The sequence below is a fragment of the Phycicoccus sp. HDW14 genome (assembly GCF_011383005.1).
Lineage (GTDB): Bacteria > Actinomycetota > Actinomycetes > Actinomycetales > Dermatophilaceae > Phycicoccus.
Genome location: NZ_CP049935.1, coordinates 499,125 through 513,164, shown reverse-complemented (window position 1 = coordinate 513,164; position 14,040 = coordinate 499,125). Strand labels below are relative to the sequence as shown.

8 protein-coding genes, 1 tRNA gene and 4 pseudogenes are annotated in these 14,040 nt (G+C 73.8%); 3 read left to right on the top strand and 10 right to left on the bottom strand.

The window, feature by feature from the left end:
- Positions 1–118: 118 nt before the first annotated feature.
- On the top strand, positions 119–973 hold the full coding sequence (locus G7075_RS02585) for an LLM class flavin-dependent oxidoreductase (RefSeq protein WP_166118568.1): 855 nt from the start codon (positions 119–121) through the stop codon (positions 971–973).
- Positions 974–1,037: 64 nt separating this feature from the next.
- On the opposite strand, the pseudogene rho reads toward G7075_RS02585, so the two are convergent.
- The 7 genes and pseudogenes from rho to G7075_RS02550 all read right to left on the bottom strand — a co-directional run bounded on the left by rho (position 1,038) and on the right by G7075_RS02550 (position 9,987).
- A pseudogene (gene rho, locus G7075_RS02580) lies at positions 1,038–2,850 on the bottom strand (transcription termination factor Rho).
- Positions 2,851–3,075: 225 nt separating this feature from the next.
- Positions 3,076–3,783 carry a homoserine kinase gene (locus tag G7075_RS02575; RefSeq protein ID WP_371814156.1) on the bottom strand — a complete coding sequence of 236 codons (708 nt, stop codon included), beginning with the start codon at positions 3,781–3,783 and terminating at the stop codon, positions 3,076–3,078.
- Positions 3,784–4,006: 223 nt separating this feature from the next.
- The gene (thrC, locus tag G7075_RS02570) at positions 4,007–5,110 is read right to left on the bottom strand and encodes a threonine synthase (RefSeq protein ID WP_166118565.1); all 1,104 of its coding nucleotides are present in this window, start codon (positions 5,108–5,110) and stop codon (positions 4,007–4,009) included.
- 2 nt (positions 5,111–5,112) lie between these two features.
- Positions 5,113–6,425, bottom strand: a pseudogene (locus tag G7075_RS02565) (homoserine dehydrogenase).
- Positions 6,426–6,454: 29 nt separating this feature from the next.
- Positions 6,455–7,893, bottom strand: a pseudogene (lysA, locus tag G7075_RS02560) (diaminopimelate decarboxylase).
- A gap of 11 nt (positions 7,894–7,904) precedes the next feature.
- A pseudogene (gene argS, locus G7075_RS02555) lies at positions 7,905–9,556 on the bottom strand (arginine--tRNA ligase).
- 14 nt (positions 9,557–9,570) lie between these two features.
- A complete protein-coding gene (locus G7075_RS02550; RefSeq protein ID WP_166118563.1) occupies positions 9,571–9,987 on the bottom strand; it encodes a response regulator transcription factor in 417 nt (138 codons plus the stop codon).
- A 66-nt stretch (positions 9,988–10,053) separates the two neighbouring features.
- Here G7075_RS02550 and G7075_RS02545 point away from each other — a divergent pair.
- Positions 10,054–10,125 (top strand) — tRNA-Arg (locus G7075_RS02545).
- Positions 10,126–10,309: 184 nt separating this feature from the next.
- A complete protein-coding gene (locus tag G7075_RS02540; RefSeq protein WP_240917839.1) occupies positions 10,310–11,002 on the top strand; it encodes a ZIP family zinc transporter in 693 nt (230 codons plus the stop codon).
- On the opposite strand, the gene G7075_RS02535 is transcribed toward G7075_RS02540, so the two are convergent.
- The 3 genes from G7075_RS02535 to G7075_RS02525 form a co-directional block, all read right to left on the bottom strand.
- Entirely contained in the window at positions 10,999–11,439 is a 441-nt protein-coding gene (locus G7075_RS02535; RefSeq protein WP_166118561.1) for a hypothetical protein, read from the bottom strand. The two genes, G7075_RS02540 and G7075_RS02535, sit on opposite strands and share 4 nt — an antisense overlap.
- Positions 11,440–11,518: 79 nt before the next feature.
- Complete coding sequence (locus G7075_RS02530; RefSeq protein ID WP_166118559.1) at positions 11,519–12,550, bottom strand: hemolysin family protein; 1,032 nt, start codon at positions 12,548–12,550, stop codon at positions 11,519–11,521.
- Positions 12,547–13,884 (bottom strand): hemolysin family protein, encoded by a 1,338-nt coding sequence (locus G7075_RS02525; protein WP_166118557.1) that lies wholly within the window; start codon positions 13,882–13,884, stop codon positions 12,547–12,549. The genes G7075_RS02530 and G7075_RS02525 overlap by 4 nt, the downstream gene beginning before the upstream one ends.
- Positions 13,885–14,040 lie beyond the last annotated feature (156 nt).

Genomic DNA, 14,040 nt, shown 5'->3' with positions numbered 1-14,040 from the left:
GGGACGACACGCCGACGGGCGATAGGTCCCGCGGGCGATGGTGACCGAACGGTGGAGCCCTGCCTCCGCCGACCAGCGTGACGGGTGGGACGTCGGCGGCTGGGGCTACGGTCGAGCGATGAGACACGGAGCCGTGATCACCTGGGCCACCGAGCGCGAGTTCGCCGAGCTCGCCGCGCTCGCGGAGGAGGCGGGCTGGGACCAGGTCTTCTCGTGGGAGGCGGTCTGGGGGCAGGACGCCTGGGTCACCCTCGGGGCGGCGGCCATGGCCACCGAACGGATCCGGCTGGGCACCCTGCTCACGCCGGCGGCCCGGCACCGCCCGTGGGACCTCGCCTCGAAGGTCGCCTCCGTCGACCGGCTCTCCGGCGGTCGGGTGACCCTCGGCGTGGGACTCGGCGCGCTGCACGGCAACTGGCTGGCCTTCGAGGCCGACGAGGGCCGGGCGGTGCGGGCCCGCCGGCTCGACGAGGGCCTGGCGATCTACGCCGGCCTGATGGGCGGGCAGCCCTTCGAGTTCACGGGCGAGCACTACAGCGCGTCCCCGGTCACCGAGCTCGTGCCGCCGCCGCCCGTGCAGACCCCGCACCCGCCGGTCTGGTGCGTCGGCATGCTCGTCCCCGGCCGGTCCCGACAGCCCTCGCTGGAGCGGGCGGCGCGGTGGCAGGGGGTCTTCCCGGCCGTCGCCGGCGGCAGCCTCGAGGACCCCGGCTCACGCCTCACCCACGACGGGCTGCGCGAGGTCGTCGAGCGCATCGGCACCCTGCGCGCCGATGCCGGCCTGTCGATGGACGGCTACGACGTCGTCGTCGAGGGCGACAGCCACGGCTCGTTCGGCGAGACCCGTCCGCCGGTGCAGGGCTGGGCCGACGCCGGGGCCACGTGGTGGGTCGAGTCCTGGTGGGACCTGCCCGACTCCCCCGAGGGCCGTGCCGAGCTGCGGCGCCGCCTGGCCCTCGGGCCGCAGCGCTGACGCGCGACGCCCCCGGTCCCGCAGGTGCGGGCCGGGGGCGTCGTCGGTCAGGACGGGACGCGGGTCAGGCGTCGTCCTCGTCGAGCTTGATCGAGCTCGTCTGCTGCACCTGCAGCAGGAACTCGTAGTTGTTCTTCGTCTTCTTGATCCGGTCCAGGAGCAGCTCGATGCCCTGCTGGGAGTCGAGTGCGGCGAGGACGCGGCGCAGCTTCCACATGATCTTCAGCTCGTCGGGCGCGAGAAGGATCTCCTCGCGACGCGTGCCCGAGTTGTTGACGTCGACCGCGGGGAAGATGCGGCGGTTGGCCAGACCCCGGTCGAGCTTGAGCTCCATGTTGCCGGTGCCCTTGAACTCCTCGAAGATCACCTCGTCCATCCGCGAGCCGGTCTCGACGAGAGCCGTCGCGAGGATGGTCAGCGAGCCGCCGTTCTCGATGTTGCGCGCGGCGCCGAAGAACTTCTTCGGCGGGTACAGCGCGGCCGAGTCGACACCACCGGAGAGGATGCGCCCGCTCGCGGGGCCGCGAGGTTGTAGGCGCGCCCGAGCTTGGTGATCGAGTCGAGGAGGACGACGACGTCGTGCCCCATCTCGACGAGGCGCTTGGCCCGCTCGATGGCGAGCTCGGCGACCGTGGTGTGGTCGTCGGCAGGCCGGTCGAAGGTCGAGGAGATGACCTCGCCCTTGACGGCGCGCTGCATGTCGGTGACCTCCTCGGGACGCTCGTCGACGAGGACGACCATGAGGTGGCACTCGGGGTTGTTCGTCGTGATGGCGTTCGCGAGGGCCTGCATGACCATCGTCTTGCCGGCCTTGGCCGGGGCGACGATGAGCCCGCGCTGGCCCTTGCCGATGGGGGCGACGAGGTCGATGATCCGCGTCGTGATGATGCTCTGCTCGGTCTCCAGGCGCAGGCGGTCCTGCGGGTAGAGCGGCGTCAGCTTGCCGAACTCGGGGCGACGGCGGGCGTCGTCCGGGCTCATCGCGTTGACGGTGTCGAGGCGCGCGAGCGGCGTGTACTTCTGCCGGTTGTTGCGCGAGCCGACCGTCTGCTGCTGCGGCTCCTCGCCCTCGCGGGCGGCCTTGATCGAGCCGGTGACGGCGTCGCCCTTGCGCAGGCCGTGGCGCTTGACCATCTGCATCGGGACGTAGATGTCGCTGCTGCCCGGCAGGTAACCGGTGGTGCGCACGAACGCGTAGTTGTCGAGGATGTCGAGGATGCCCGCGACCGGCACGAGGACGTCGTCCTCGTGGATCTGGGTCTCGCCCTCGACCTGCGGGGCACCGCCCTCGGCGCCACCGGGGCGGCGCTTGTCGCGGTTGCGGCCCCGGTTGCGGCGGCGGCGACCGCCGCGGCCGTCCTCGTCGTCGTCGCGACGCTGCTGGGCGCCGCCCTGCTGCTGGCCGCCCTGCTGACGGTCCTGCTGGCGCTCGCCCTGCTGGCGGTCCTGGCGGTCCCCCTGCTGACGGTCCTGCTGGCGCTCGCCCTGCTGGCGGTCCTGACGGTCCCCCTGCTGACGGTCCTGCTGGCGGTCCTGACGCTCCTGGCGGTCGCGGACCGGCTGCTCGCCGGCCTCGCGTCGCTCGGAGCGCTCCTCGCGGGGGCGCTCCTCACGGGCGGGGGCGTCGTCCGGCCGGGCCGCGGGGGCCTCGGCGCGGCGGGCGCGGCGCGGCGCGTCCTCGGAGGCCGGGCCGCTCTCGCCGTTCTGACGGGCGCGGATGGCCGCGACGAGGTCGCCCTTGCGCATCTTGGCGGTGCCGCTGATCCCCATGCTCGAGGCGAGGCCCTGCAGCTCGGCGATCCGCATCGCGGAGAGCGCGCCGGACCGGCGTGCTCCCCGGCGGCCGACGAGGCCTCGAGGGTGGTGGTGTCTGTCACGAAGGATCCTTCCCCTCGTTCGTGGACCGGCTCGAAAGACCGGTCTGGTGGAAGTGACCACGCCCGGGCGAGCGGCCATGACGGCCGGGTGCTCAGCCCGAGGGGCGTGGGGGGCGTTCCGCGGCAGGCAACGGGTCGGTGACCCGGCATCGGCTGTGGACGCGTTCACCACAGTACCACCGGGCCCGTCCGCGGGCGGACGACACGGTCGACACGGTCGAGTGCTCAGGCCCCCGCCAGGACCCGGACGAGTGCGCCGTGGTCGGGGATGCCCGGCGTCAGCACCCGCCACCCCGCCGGGGCGTGCGCCCGGACCTCGTCCACGCGGGCGCGCCGCGCGAGGACGAGGACGGAGGGGCCGGCGCCGGACACGGCGGCGGCGTGCCCGTCGGCCCGCAGCGCGTCGACCAGGGCCATCGACGCCGGGTAGGAGCCGCGCCGGGCCTCCTGGTGCAGCCAGTCGCGGGTGGCCTCGACGAGGTGCTCGGGCGCCGAGCCGAGGGCGTGGCCCAGCAGCGCCGCGCGGGCGGAGTTGGCGGCGGCGTCGGCGAGCCGCACCTGGAGCGGCAGCACCGACCGGGCTCGCGCGGTGGACAGCTGGGTCTCGGGCGCGAAGACCACGGGCTCGACGTCGGGGTGCACGGGCAGGCGCACCGTCGTCGTCGCGTCGCCCTCGGTCCACGAGAGGGTGACGCCGCCGAACACGCTGGCCGAGGCGTTGTCCGGATGGCCCTCGAGTCGCGCCGCGAGCGAGTTGGCGGCCGCGAGGTCGACCTCTCCACCCCGGCCGTCCGATACCGACGCGAGCGCGAGCGCCGCGACGATCCCCGTGACGATGGCCGTGGCCGAGGAGCCCATCCCCCGCCCGTGCGGCACGGCGTTGACGCACTCGAGCCGCAGGCCGGCGGGGCATCGAGCCCCGCCTCGGTCCACGCGGCACGCATCGCCCGGTGGACGAGGTGCGTCGCGTCGAGCGGCACCGCACCGGCGCCCTCCCCCTCGACCTCGACGACGAGGCCGGGCTCCGCGGTGACCGTGGCGCGGCAGGAGTCCCAGACCCCGAGGGCGCAGCCCACGGAGTCGAACCCCGGCCCGAGGTTCGCGCTGCTCGCCGGGACGCGCACCTCGACGGCGACGCCCGGCCGCAGCACGCCGCTCACCCCTCGAGACCGAGGGCGGCCGCGACCGAGTAGGCGTCGACGGGGACGCGCACGGGCTGGACGTCCGAGCCGTCGGCGGTGCGCAGGGCCCACTGGGGGTCCTTGAGGCCGTGGCCGGTGACGGTGCAGACGATCGTGGCGTCCTGCGGGACCCGCCCGGCGCGCGACATCTTGAGCAGGCCGGCGATGCTCGCGGCCGACCCGGGCTCGACGAACACGCCCTCGGTGGAGGACAGGATGCGGTGCGCCTCGAGGATCTCGTCGTCGGTGACCGAGTCGATGAGCCCACCGGACTCGTCGCGCGCTGCCTCGGCCTGCTTCCACGACGCCGGGTTGCCGATGCGGATGGCGGTGGCGACCGTCTCGGGGTGGTCGACGGGGTGGCCGAGGACGATGGGCGCCGCGCCGGCGGCCTGGAACCCCCACATCTGCGGGCGGCGCGTGGCCACCGGCTCGAGGATCGCTCCGCCGAGTCCCGTTGTCGCCGAGGCGTACTCGGTGTACCCACGCCAGTACGCGGTGATGTTGCCGGCGTTGCCGACCGGCAGGACGTGGATGTCGGGGGCGTCGCCGAGCGCGTCGACGACCTCGAAGGCCGCCGTCTTCTGGCCCTCGATGCGCGCCGGGTTGACCGAGTTGACCAGCTCGACGGGGTAGCTCTCGGCGAGCTTGCGCGCCACCGTGAGGCAGTCGTCGAAGTTGCCCTCGACCTGGATGAGGGTGGCGCCGTGCGCGATCGCCTGGCTGAGCTTGCCCATCGCGATCTTGCCGTCGGGCACGAGCACCGCGCAGGTCATCCCGGCCTTGACGGCGTAGGCGGCGGCGCTGGCGCTGGTGTTGCCGGTGCTCGCGCAGATGACCGCCTTCGCGCCCGCGAGCTTGGCCGCCGAGATCGCCGCGGTCATCCCCCGGTCCTTGAAGGAGGCCGTGGGGTTGAGCCCCTCGTACTTGACGAGGACGTTGGCACCCGTTGTCGCAGAAAGGTTCTCGCACGGGATGAGCGGGGTGCCACCCTCGTGGAGGGTGACGACCGGCGCGCCCTCCAGGCTCGGGAGGCGCTCGGCGTACTCGCGGATGACTCCGCGCCACTGGTGGGCCACGGTCAGGCTCCTTCCACGCGCATGACGGAGGCGACGTCGTCGACCGCGTCGAGCGCCGCGAGTGAGTCGACGGTCGCTGACAGGGCGGCGTCCGGCGCCCGGTGGGTGACGACGATGAGCTTGGCCCGGCCGTCGCCCTGGGGTCGGCCTGCTGGCGCACCGTCTCGATGGACACGCCCTGCTCGGCGAAGGCGGCCGCGACCTGGGCGAGCACTCCCGGCCGGTCGGCCACGTCGAGGCTGATGTGGTACCTCGTGATGGCGCGGCCCATGTCGACGACGGGCAGGTCGGCATAGGCGGACTCCCCCGGACCTCGGCCGCCGGCCACCCGGTGGCGCGCGACGGCGACGACATCGCCGAGCACCGCCGACGCGGTGGGGTCACCCCCGGCGCCCCGGCCGTAGAACATCAGCTCGCCGGCGGCCTCGGCCTCGACGAACACGGCGTTGAAGGCCTCACGGACGCTGGCCAGCGGGTGCGAGCGCGGCACCATCGCCGGGTGCACGCGCACGCTGACGGCGTCGGCGCCGTCGGCCGTCACCCGCTCACAGATGGCGAGCAGCTTGACGACGCAGTCGTTCTCGCGCGCCGCGCGGATGTCGGCGGCGGTGACCTCCGTGATGCCCTCGCGGTGCACGTCGGCCGAGGAGACCCGCGTGTGGAAGGCCATGCTCGCGAGGATCGCGGCCTTCGCGGCGGCGTCGAAGCCCTCGACGTCGGCCGTCGGGTCGGCCTCGGCGTACCCGAGCGCCTGGGCCTGCTCGACGGTCTCGGCGAAGCCGGCGCCGGAGACGTCCATCGCGTCGAGGACGAAGTTGGTGGTGCCGTTGACGATCCCCATCACCTTGCGCACGTGGTCGCCGGCGAGCGACTCCTGCACCGGGCGGAGGATGGGGATGGCCCCGGCGACGGCGGCCTCGTAGTACAGGTCGACGCCGTGGCGCGCCGCCGACTCGAAGAGGGTCGGGCCGTCCTCGGCGAGCAGCGCCTTGTTGGCCGAGACCACCGAGGCGCCGTGCTCCATGGCCCGCAGGATGAGTCCGCGCGCGGGGTCGATGCCGCCGATGACCTCGATGACGACGTCGGCGCGGGTGACGAGCTCGTCGGCGTCGGCGGTGAAGAGCGAGGGGTCGACGGGCACGTCGGGGCGCGGACGGTTCGGGCGGCGCACGGCGATGCCGACCAGCTCGAGGCGGGCGCCGGCCCGGGCGGCGAGGTCGTCGGCCTGCTCGACGAGCCTCCGGGCGACGGAGGAGCCGACGACGCCGCAGCCGAGCAGGGCGACGCGCAGGGGGGCGCCGGGTTCGTGGGCCATCGCGGGCTGGGTCTCCTCGGTCTCGGGGCTCACGCGTCCGCCACGTCGAGGGCGAGCAGGTCGTCGATGGTCTCACGGCGGACGATGACGCGGCTCTCACCCCCGCGGACGGCGACCACGGGCGGGCGGGGCGTGTGGTTGTACTGGCTGGACAGGCTGCGGCAGTAGGCACCGGTCCCCGGGACGGCGACGAGGTCTCCGGGGCGCACGTCGCCCGGCAGGTACTCGTCGAGGACGACGATGTCGCCGCTCTCGCAGTGCCGTCCGACGACGCGGGCCAGCACCGGCTCGGCGCTCGATCGACGGTTGGCGAGGGTGCAGGAGTAGTCGGCCTCGTAGAGCGCCGGCCGGGCGTTGTCGCTCATCCCGCCATCGACGGCGACGTAGGTGCGGGCGTGCCCGCCGCCGAGCTCGACGCGCTTGACGGTGCCGACCTCGTAGAGGGTGAACGTGCTCGGCCCGACGATGGCGCGGCCCGGCTCGACAGAGACGCGCGGGACCCGGCTGTTGTCGCCGTCGCCGATGGCCTTGAACTCGCGCTCGACGATGTCGGCCATCGCGTCGGCGAGGACGTCCGGGGGCAGCGGCGTGTGCTGCGAGGTGTAGGCGATGCCGTAGCCGCCGCCGAGGTCGATCTCGGGCATGGCGACGCCGTGCTCGGCCTCGACCCGGGCGTGCAGCCCGACGAGCCGGTGCACGGCGGCCTCGAAGCCCCGGTGTCGAAGATCTGGCTGCCGATGTGGCTGTGGACGCCGCGCAGGTCGACGGCGTCGGGGTGGGCCAGCAGCCGGGCGAGTGCTTCGTCGGCCTGCCCTCCGGCGAGGCTGAAGCCGAACTTCTGGTCCTCGTGGCCGGTGGCGATGAACTCGTGCGTGTGCGCCTCGACCCCGACGGTGACGCGCACCATGACGGGCGCGCGGACGCCGAGCTCGGTGGCCAGCGCGACGAGCCGGTCGATCTCGTCGAAGGAGTCGACGACGATGCGGCCGACGCCGTACTCGAGGGCCTCGCGCAGCTCCGTGACGGTCTTGTTGTTGCCGTGGAACGCGATCCGTTCGGGTGGGAAGGCGGCGCGGCGCGCGACGGCCAGCTCGCCGCCGGTGCAGACATCGAGGTGCAGGCCCTCCTCGTCGACCCAGCGCACGACGGCCGTGCAGAGGAAGGCCTTGCCGGCGTAGTACACGTCGGCGCCACCGAACTTCTCGAACGACGTCGCGAAGCCGTCACGGAAAGCCCGTGCGCGGGAACGGAAGTCCTCCTCGTCGAGCACGTAGGCGGCGGTGCCGTGCCGCTCGGCGAGGGTCAGCACGTCGAGGCCGGCCACGGTGAGCCGGCCCTGCTCGTCACGGTCGACCGAGCCCGCCCAGAGCTGCGGCAGCAGCTCCATGACGTCGCTGGGGTAGGGCAGGTAGAGCGGAGGGCCGCCGTAGCCCTCGGCGTGGAGGGCACCGGCCTCGTGGGAGCGCACGGGTCAGCCCCTCACATCCGCTCGGGCGCCGAGACGCCGAGCAGGTCGAGGCCGTTGGCGAGCACCTGGCGGGTGGCGTCGTTGAGCCACAACCGGGTCCGGTGCAGGTCGGTGACCTCCTCGTCGGCGTTCTGCGGCCGCACGCGGCAGGTGTCGTACCACTTGTGGTACCGCGCGGCGAGGTCCTCGAGGTAGCGCGCGACCCGGTGCGGCTCGCGCAGGTGCGCCGCCTGGGCGACGACCCGCGGGAAGTCGCCGAGCACCGCGAGCAGCGTGGCCTCGGTGGGGTCGGTGAGCAGCGAGGCGTCGAAGCCGTCGGCGCGGTGCACGCCGTCCTCGGCGGCCAGCCGGGCCACGTTGGCGGTGCGGGCGTGCGCGTACTGCACGTAGAACACCGGGTTGTCGTTGGTCTGCTTGCGCAGCTCCTCGCCGTCGAGGCTCAGGGGGCTGTCGGCGGGGTACCGGCCGAGCGAGTACCGGATGGCGTCGGTGCCGATCCAGCCGATGAGGTCGCGCAGCTCGATGATGTTGCCGGCGCGCTTGGACATCCGGGCGCCGCCGAGGTCGACGAGCTGGCCGATGCGCACCTCGATGTTGTGCTCGGGGTCGTCGCCGGCGCAGGCCGCGATGGCTTTGAGCCGGTTGATGTAGCCGTGGTGGTCGGCGCCGAGGAGGTAGAGCTTCTCGTCGAAGCCGCGGTCCTTCTTGCTCAGGTAGTACGCGGCGTCGGCGGCGAAGTAGGTGGGCTCGCCGTTGGCGCGGATGAGCACGCGGTCGCGGTCGTCGGTGAAGTCGGTGGTGCGCAGCCAGACCGCACCCTCGTGGTCGAAGACGTGCCCCTGCTCGCGCAGCCGGGCAACGGCCTGCTCGACGGCGCCGCCGTCGTGGAGGGTCCTCTCGGAGAACCAGACGTCGAAGCGCACCCCGAAGTCGGCGAGGGTGTCCTTGATGTCCTGGAGCTGGGCGGCGTACCCGAGCTCGCGGGCGACCGCGAGCGCCTCGTCGTCGGGGAGGTCGACGAGGTCGGGACGGGCCGCGAGGGCCGTCGCTGCGAGGTCACCGACGTAGGCGCCCGGGTAGCCGCCCTCGGGGGTCGGCTCGCCCTTGGCCGCGGCGAGCACCGACGCCGCGAACTTGTCCATCTGCGCGCCGGCGTCGTTGATGTAGTACTCGGTCGTCACCGTGGCGCCGGACGCCGTGAGCAGGCGCGCCATCGCGTCACCGAGGGCCGCCCAGCGGGTGTGGCCGATGTGCAGCGGCCCCGTCGGGTTGGCCGAGATGAACTCGAGGTTGATGACGTGCCCGGCCTCGGAGTCGTTGCGCCCGTACTCCTTCCCCGCGTCGACGACGGCGCGGGCCAGCTCGCCGGCCGAGGCCGCGTCGAGGGTGATGTTGAGGAAGCCGGGGCCCGCGACGTCGACGGCCTCGACCCCGGCGACGGCGGACAGGTGCGTGGCCAGGGTGGTGGCGAGCTCGCGCGGGGCACGCCGGCCCCCTTGGCGAGCTGGAGCGCGACGTTCGTGGACCAGTCCCCGTGGTCGCGGTTCCTCGGACGCTCCACGCGGACCTCGTCGGGCACGGTGACGGCCAGGTCACCGGAGTCGACGGCGGACAGCAGGGCACCGCGGATGGCGGCCGAGAGCTCTTCGGGGTCACCCGGCAAGTCTACGGACGCGGTCAGCGGCCCCGACCGGCCGCCGCGAGGCGTGAGACGGTGGCCACGACCTCGTCGGGGTCGAAGGGCTTGGAGACGCACGCGTCGAACCCGGCCCCGCTGACCTCGGGGCTCACGAGGTCGGTGGCGGTCGCGGTGACGAGCACGACGGGGACGTGGTCGAGGCGCGGGTGCGAACGGATGGCCGCGATCGCCCACCAGCCGTCGTAGGGCGCCATCTGGGAGTCGAGGACGACGACGTCCGGGCACTGCTGGTCGAGGTCGATGAGCCGGGACATGGCAGCGTGGCCGTCCGCCGTCTCCTCGACGACGAAGCCGGCCAGCTCGAGGTTGATCCGGAGCAGCCGACGGATCGCCTCGGTGTCGTCGCACACGAGGACGAGGGGCGGCACTCCGGGGTCCTCCGACCCGGATTCCATGGCCCCAGCGTAGGCTGCTAGCCTCTCCGAGCGCCGTGGTTCCGTGCCGCGTCGCGGTTTTTGCCCGCCCCCGTAGCTCAGGGGATAGAGCACCGCCCTCCGGAGGCGGGAGCGTAGGTTCGAATCCTACCGGGGGCACAGGAGAGCGGCCCGATCCTTCGCGCGACGCGCGATCGGTCGGGCCGCTTCGCTGTGCGCCGGACGGACGGCGGGCCCTACCGGGGCCGCCCCCCTGTGCGTCGGGCAGGATGACGAGCGGAGGAGGATCGATGGGCGTCGCGGTACAGGCCGGTCTCTGGGGCTGCTCGCCGGGGCCGCGCTGGTGCTCGGTGCGCTCCTCGCGTGGTTCGTCCGCGTCCCGCGCCAGGTGGTCGCGCTCGTCATGGCCTTCGGCGCCGGCGTGCTCATCTCGGCCCTGTCCTTCGACCTCGTCGACGAGGCCGAGACCACCGGCGGGCTGCTCCCGACCGTCGTCGGCTTCCTCGGCGGCGCCGCCACCTACTTCGCCGCCAACCTCCTCCTCGCCCGCCGGGGTGCCCGCCACCGCAAGCGCTCGGGCCGGCAGCCCTCGGAGGGCGAGCAGCCGGGCAGCGGCGCGGCCATCGCCATCGGCGCGCTGCTCGACGGCATCCCGGAGTCGGTGGTCCTCGGCCTGAGCCTCCTCGGCGGCCACGGGGTCGGCGTGCCGGTGCTCACCGCGATCTTCATCTCCAACCTGCCCGAGGGCCTCTCGAGCGTCGCCGGGATGAAGGCCTCGGGGCGCAGCGCCCGCTACGTGTTCGGGGTGTGGGGCGGTATCGCCGTGGCCAGCGGCCTGGCCGGGATGCTCGGCGTCCTGCTGCTCCAGGGCGCTTCTGCCGCACTGGTGGCGGGCATCACGGCCGTCGCCGCCGGCGCCATCCTCGCGATGGTCGCCGACACGATGATCCCCGAGGCGTTCGAGAAGGCGCACCTGCTGAGCGGCCTCGTCACGACGCTCGGCTTCGCCGTCGCCTTCACCATCGGCCGCCTCTAGCTCCTCGACCCGCCGCGGACCCGGGCGAGCCACGCCGCACCGAGGGCGACCTCGACGAGCCCGAACCCGGCGACGACCGGCTGGAGGAAGAAGTACCTCCGCAGGAGCAGCAGCTGGACGAGGATCCACAGCACGAGGGCGGCCCCGGCGAGCATCCCCGCCACGGGCGCCCGCGACCTCGTCCGCCAGACCTCGACCGCCGCGAGCGCCTGCGGCACGGCGACGGTCAGCAGCAGGGCGACGCCGGGCAGCACCCACGTGTCGACCGGGAGGTGCTCGAGCCACTCGCCCGGCATCCCCATCCCGTTCACCACCAGCCCGATGCCTCCGGAGACGGCGTTGAGGGCGACGAGCACGAGGACGACGAGCAGGGCGTTCCCGGTCCATCCCCGGGACGGCCGGGCCCTCGTGGGGAGCGGTGCGTACAGCGTGGTCATGACGGCCTCCCGCCCATCCTCGCGGCCCCGTGGCCACCGGTCGCCGGGGTGTGAGCGACGAGACCCGCCGCGACGGACGTCAGCTGCGCTGGGAGGAGTCCGAGACCTCGCCGACGAGCTCCTCGATGACGTCCTCGAGGAAGACGACCCCGACGACGCCGCCCTCCGCGTCGACGACCCGCGCGACGTGGGACCCGCTGTCCTGCATCGTCTGCAGCACCGACTCGACCTCGTCGTCGCGGCGCACGGTCGCCAGCCGGCGGACCCGCTTGGCCGGCACCGCCTCGTGGCGCTCCTCGTCGTCCGCGTAGAGGACGTCCTTGAGGTGGAGGTAGCCCGCGAGGTCGCCCGAGCCGTCGAGCACCGGGTAGCGCGAGAAGCCGTGCCGCGCGACGAGCCGCTCGATCTCGTCGGGCGTGGCGTCGGCGGTCACGGTGACGAGCTCGTCGAGCCGCAGGCCCACGTCGGCGGCGTCCTTGTCGCTGAACTCCAGCGCCGCACCGAGCCGGCGGTAGTCGTGCGCGCCGACCAGGCCCTCGTCGCGCGACTCGTCGAGGATGTGCGCGACCTCCTCGGCGGTGAACGCCGACGCGACCTCGTCCTTCGGCTCGACCCCGAACAGCCGGATGACCGCCTTGGCCAGCCAGTCCATCGCGTGGATGACGGGCGCGACGACGCGCGACACCATGACGAGCGCCGGCACGAGGACCACGGCGGCGCGCTCGGGCCGGGCGATCGAGATGTTCTTGGGGATCATCTCGCCGTACACGACGTGGAGGAACACGACGATCGCGAGGGCGAGGGCCAGCGCGACGACGTCGGCGACGACCTCGGACAGCCCGACCGCGGTGACGAGCGGGAGCAGGGCGTGGTGCAGCGCCGCCTCGGAGATCGCACCGAGGAGCACCGAGCACACGGTGATGCCGAGCTGCGCCGTGGCGAGCAGGATCCCGGTGCGCTGCAACGCATCCAGTGCGACGCGGGCGCGCTTGCTGCCGGCCTCGGCGAGGGGCTCGAGCTGGCTGCGCCGGGCCGACATCGCGGCGAACTCGGCACCGACGAAGAAGGCGTTCGCGGCGAGCAGGACCACGGTGAGGAGCACGGTGGTCATCGCGCGTCCTCCCCCTCGGCCGGCTCGCGGGCCGGGACCACCCGGGTCGGACGCAGGCGCAGCCGGTCGACCCGGTGCCCCTCCATGTCGACGACCCGCGCCGTCCACCCGTCGACGTCGACCTCGTCACCGACCTCGGGGACGCGGCCGAGGGCGGCCATCACCCAGCCGCCGACCGTCTCGTAGGCCGGCCCCTCGGGGACCTCGACCCCGACCCGGGCGCGGACCTCGTCCGGGCGCCACAGGCCGGGCACCGACCACGAGCCGTCCGGGAGCCGGCGCCCGGTGGTCTGGCCGCGGTCGTGCTCGTCGCTGACCTCGCCGACGATCTCCTCGACGAGGTCCTCGAGCGTGACCACCCCGGACGTGCCGCCGTACTCGTCGACGACGACGGCCAGCTGCATCCCGCCGCCGCGCAGCCGCACGAGCAGGGGGTCGAGCCGGAGGGTCTCGGGGACGAACACGGCGTCGGACATCAGCGCCGAGACCGGCACGTCGCCGCGGCGCTCGAACGGCACCGCGATGGCCTTCTTGACGTGGACGATGCCGTCGACGTCGTCCCAGTCGGCGCCGACCACGGGGAAGCGCGAGTGCCCGGTGCTGCGGGCGAGGGCGACGACCTCGGCGGCGGTGGCCGTGCGGTCGACGGAGGTGGCGCGCGAGCGGGGCGTCATGACGTCGGCGGCGGTCTGGTCGGCGAACCCGAGCGAGGCCGTGACCAGGCGGGCCGTGCCGCGGTCGAGCGTGCCGGCCTCGGCGGAGGTGCGCACGAGCGAGGCGAGCTCGGCGGGGCTGCGCGCCGCTGACAGCTCCTCCTGGGGCTCGATGCCGAGGGCGCGCAGGGTGCGGTTGGCGACCGAGTTGAGGACGAAGACGAGCGGCTTGGCGGCCGTGCCGAACCAGTAGACGGGGCTCGCCGAGACCTTCGCCGTCGCCAGCGGCAGCGACACCGCGAGGGTCTTGGGGATCATCTCGCCGACGATCATCGAGAACACGGTGGCCAGCACGAAGGCCGACCCCGAGGCGAGCGAGGCCGCGGCCGAGGCGGACAGCCCGAGCCCCTCGAGCGGCCCCGCGAGCAGCACCCCGACCGACGGCGCGGCGATGAAGCCGAGCACCAGCGTCGTCAGGGTGATGCCGACCTGGCAGGCCGACAGCTCGGTGGACAGCTGGCGGTGCGAGCGGAGCACCGAGCGCGCGCCCGGCTCCCCGGCGTCGACCGCCCGCTGCACGGCGGGACGGTCGAGGGCCACGAGGGAGAACTCCGCGGCGACGAAGAACGCCGTGCCGACGGTCAGCACGACGCCGAGGACGAGGAGGAGCCAGGGGGTCATCGCAGGCAGGGTCTGGGAGGGTGCATGTCCGGACCAGCGTACGGGGCTCGGCGCGAGTTCCGGGTCACGCTCCGCCCCGGGGCGGAGCAGTCCGCCCCCGGGCGGAGGGTGGGGTCCACCGCTGGGTTGACCCTGACGCCGCGGGAGGCTGCAAGG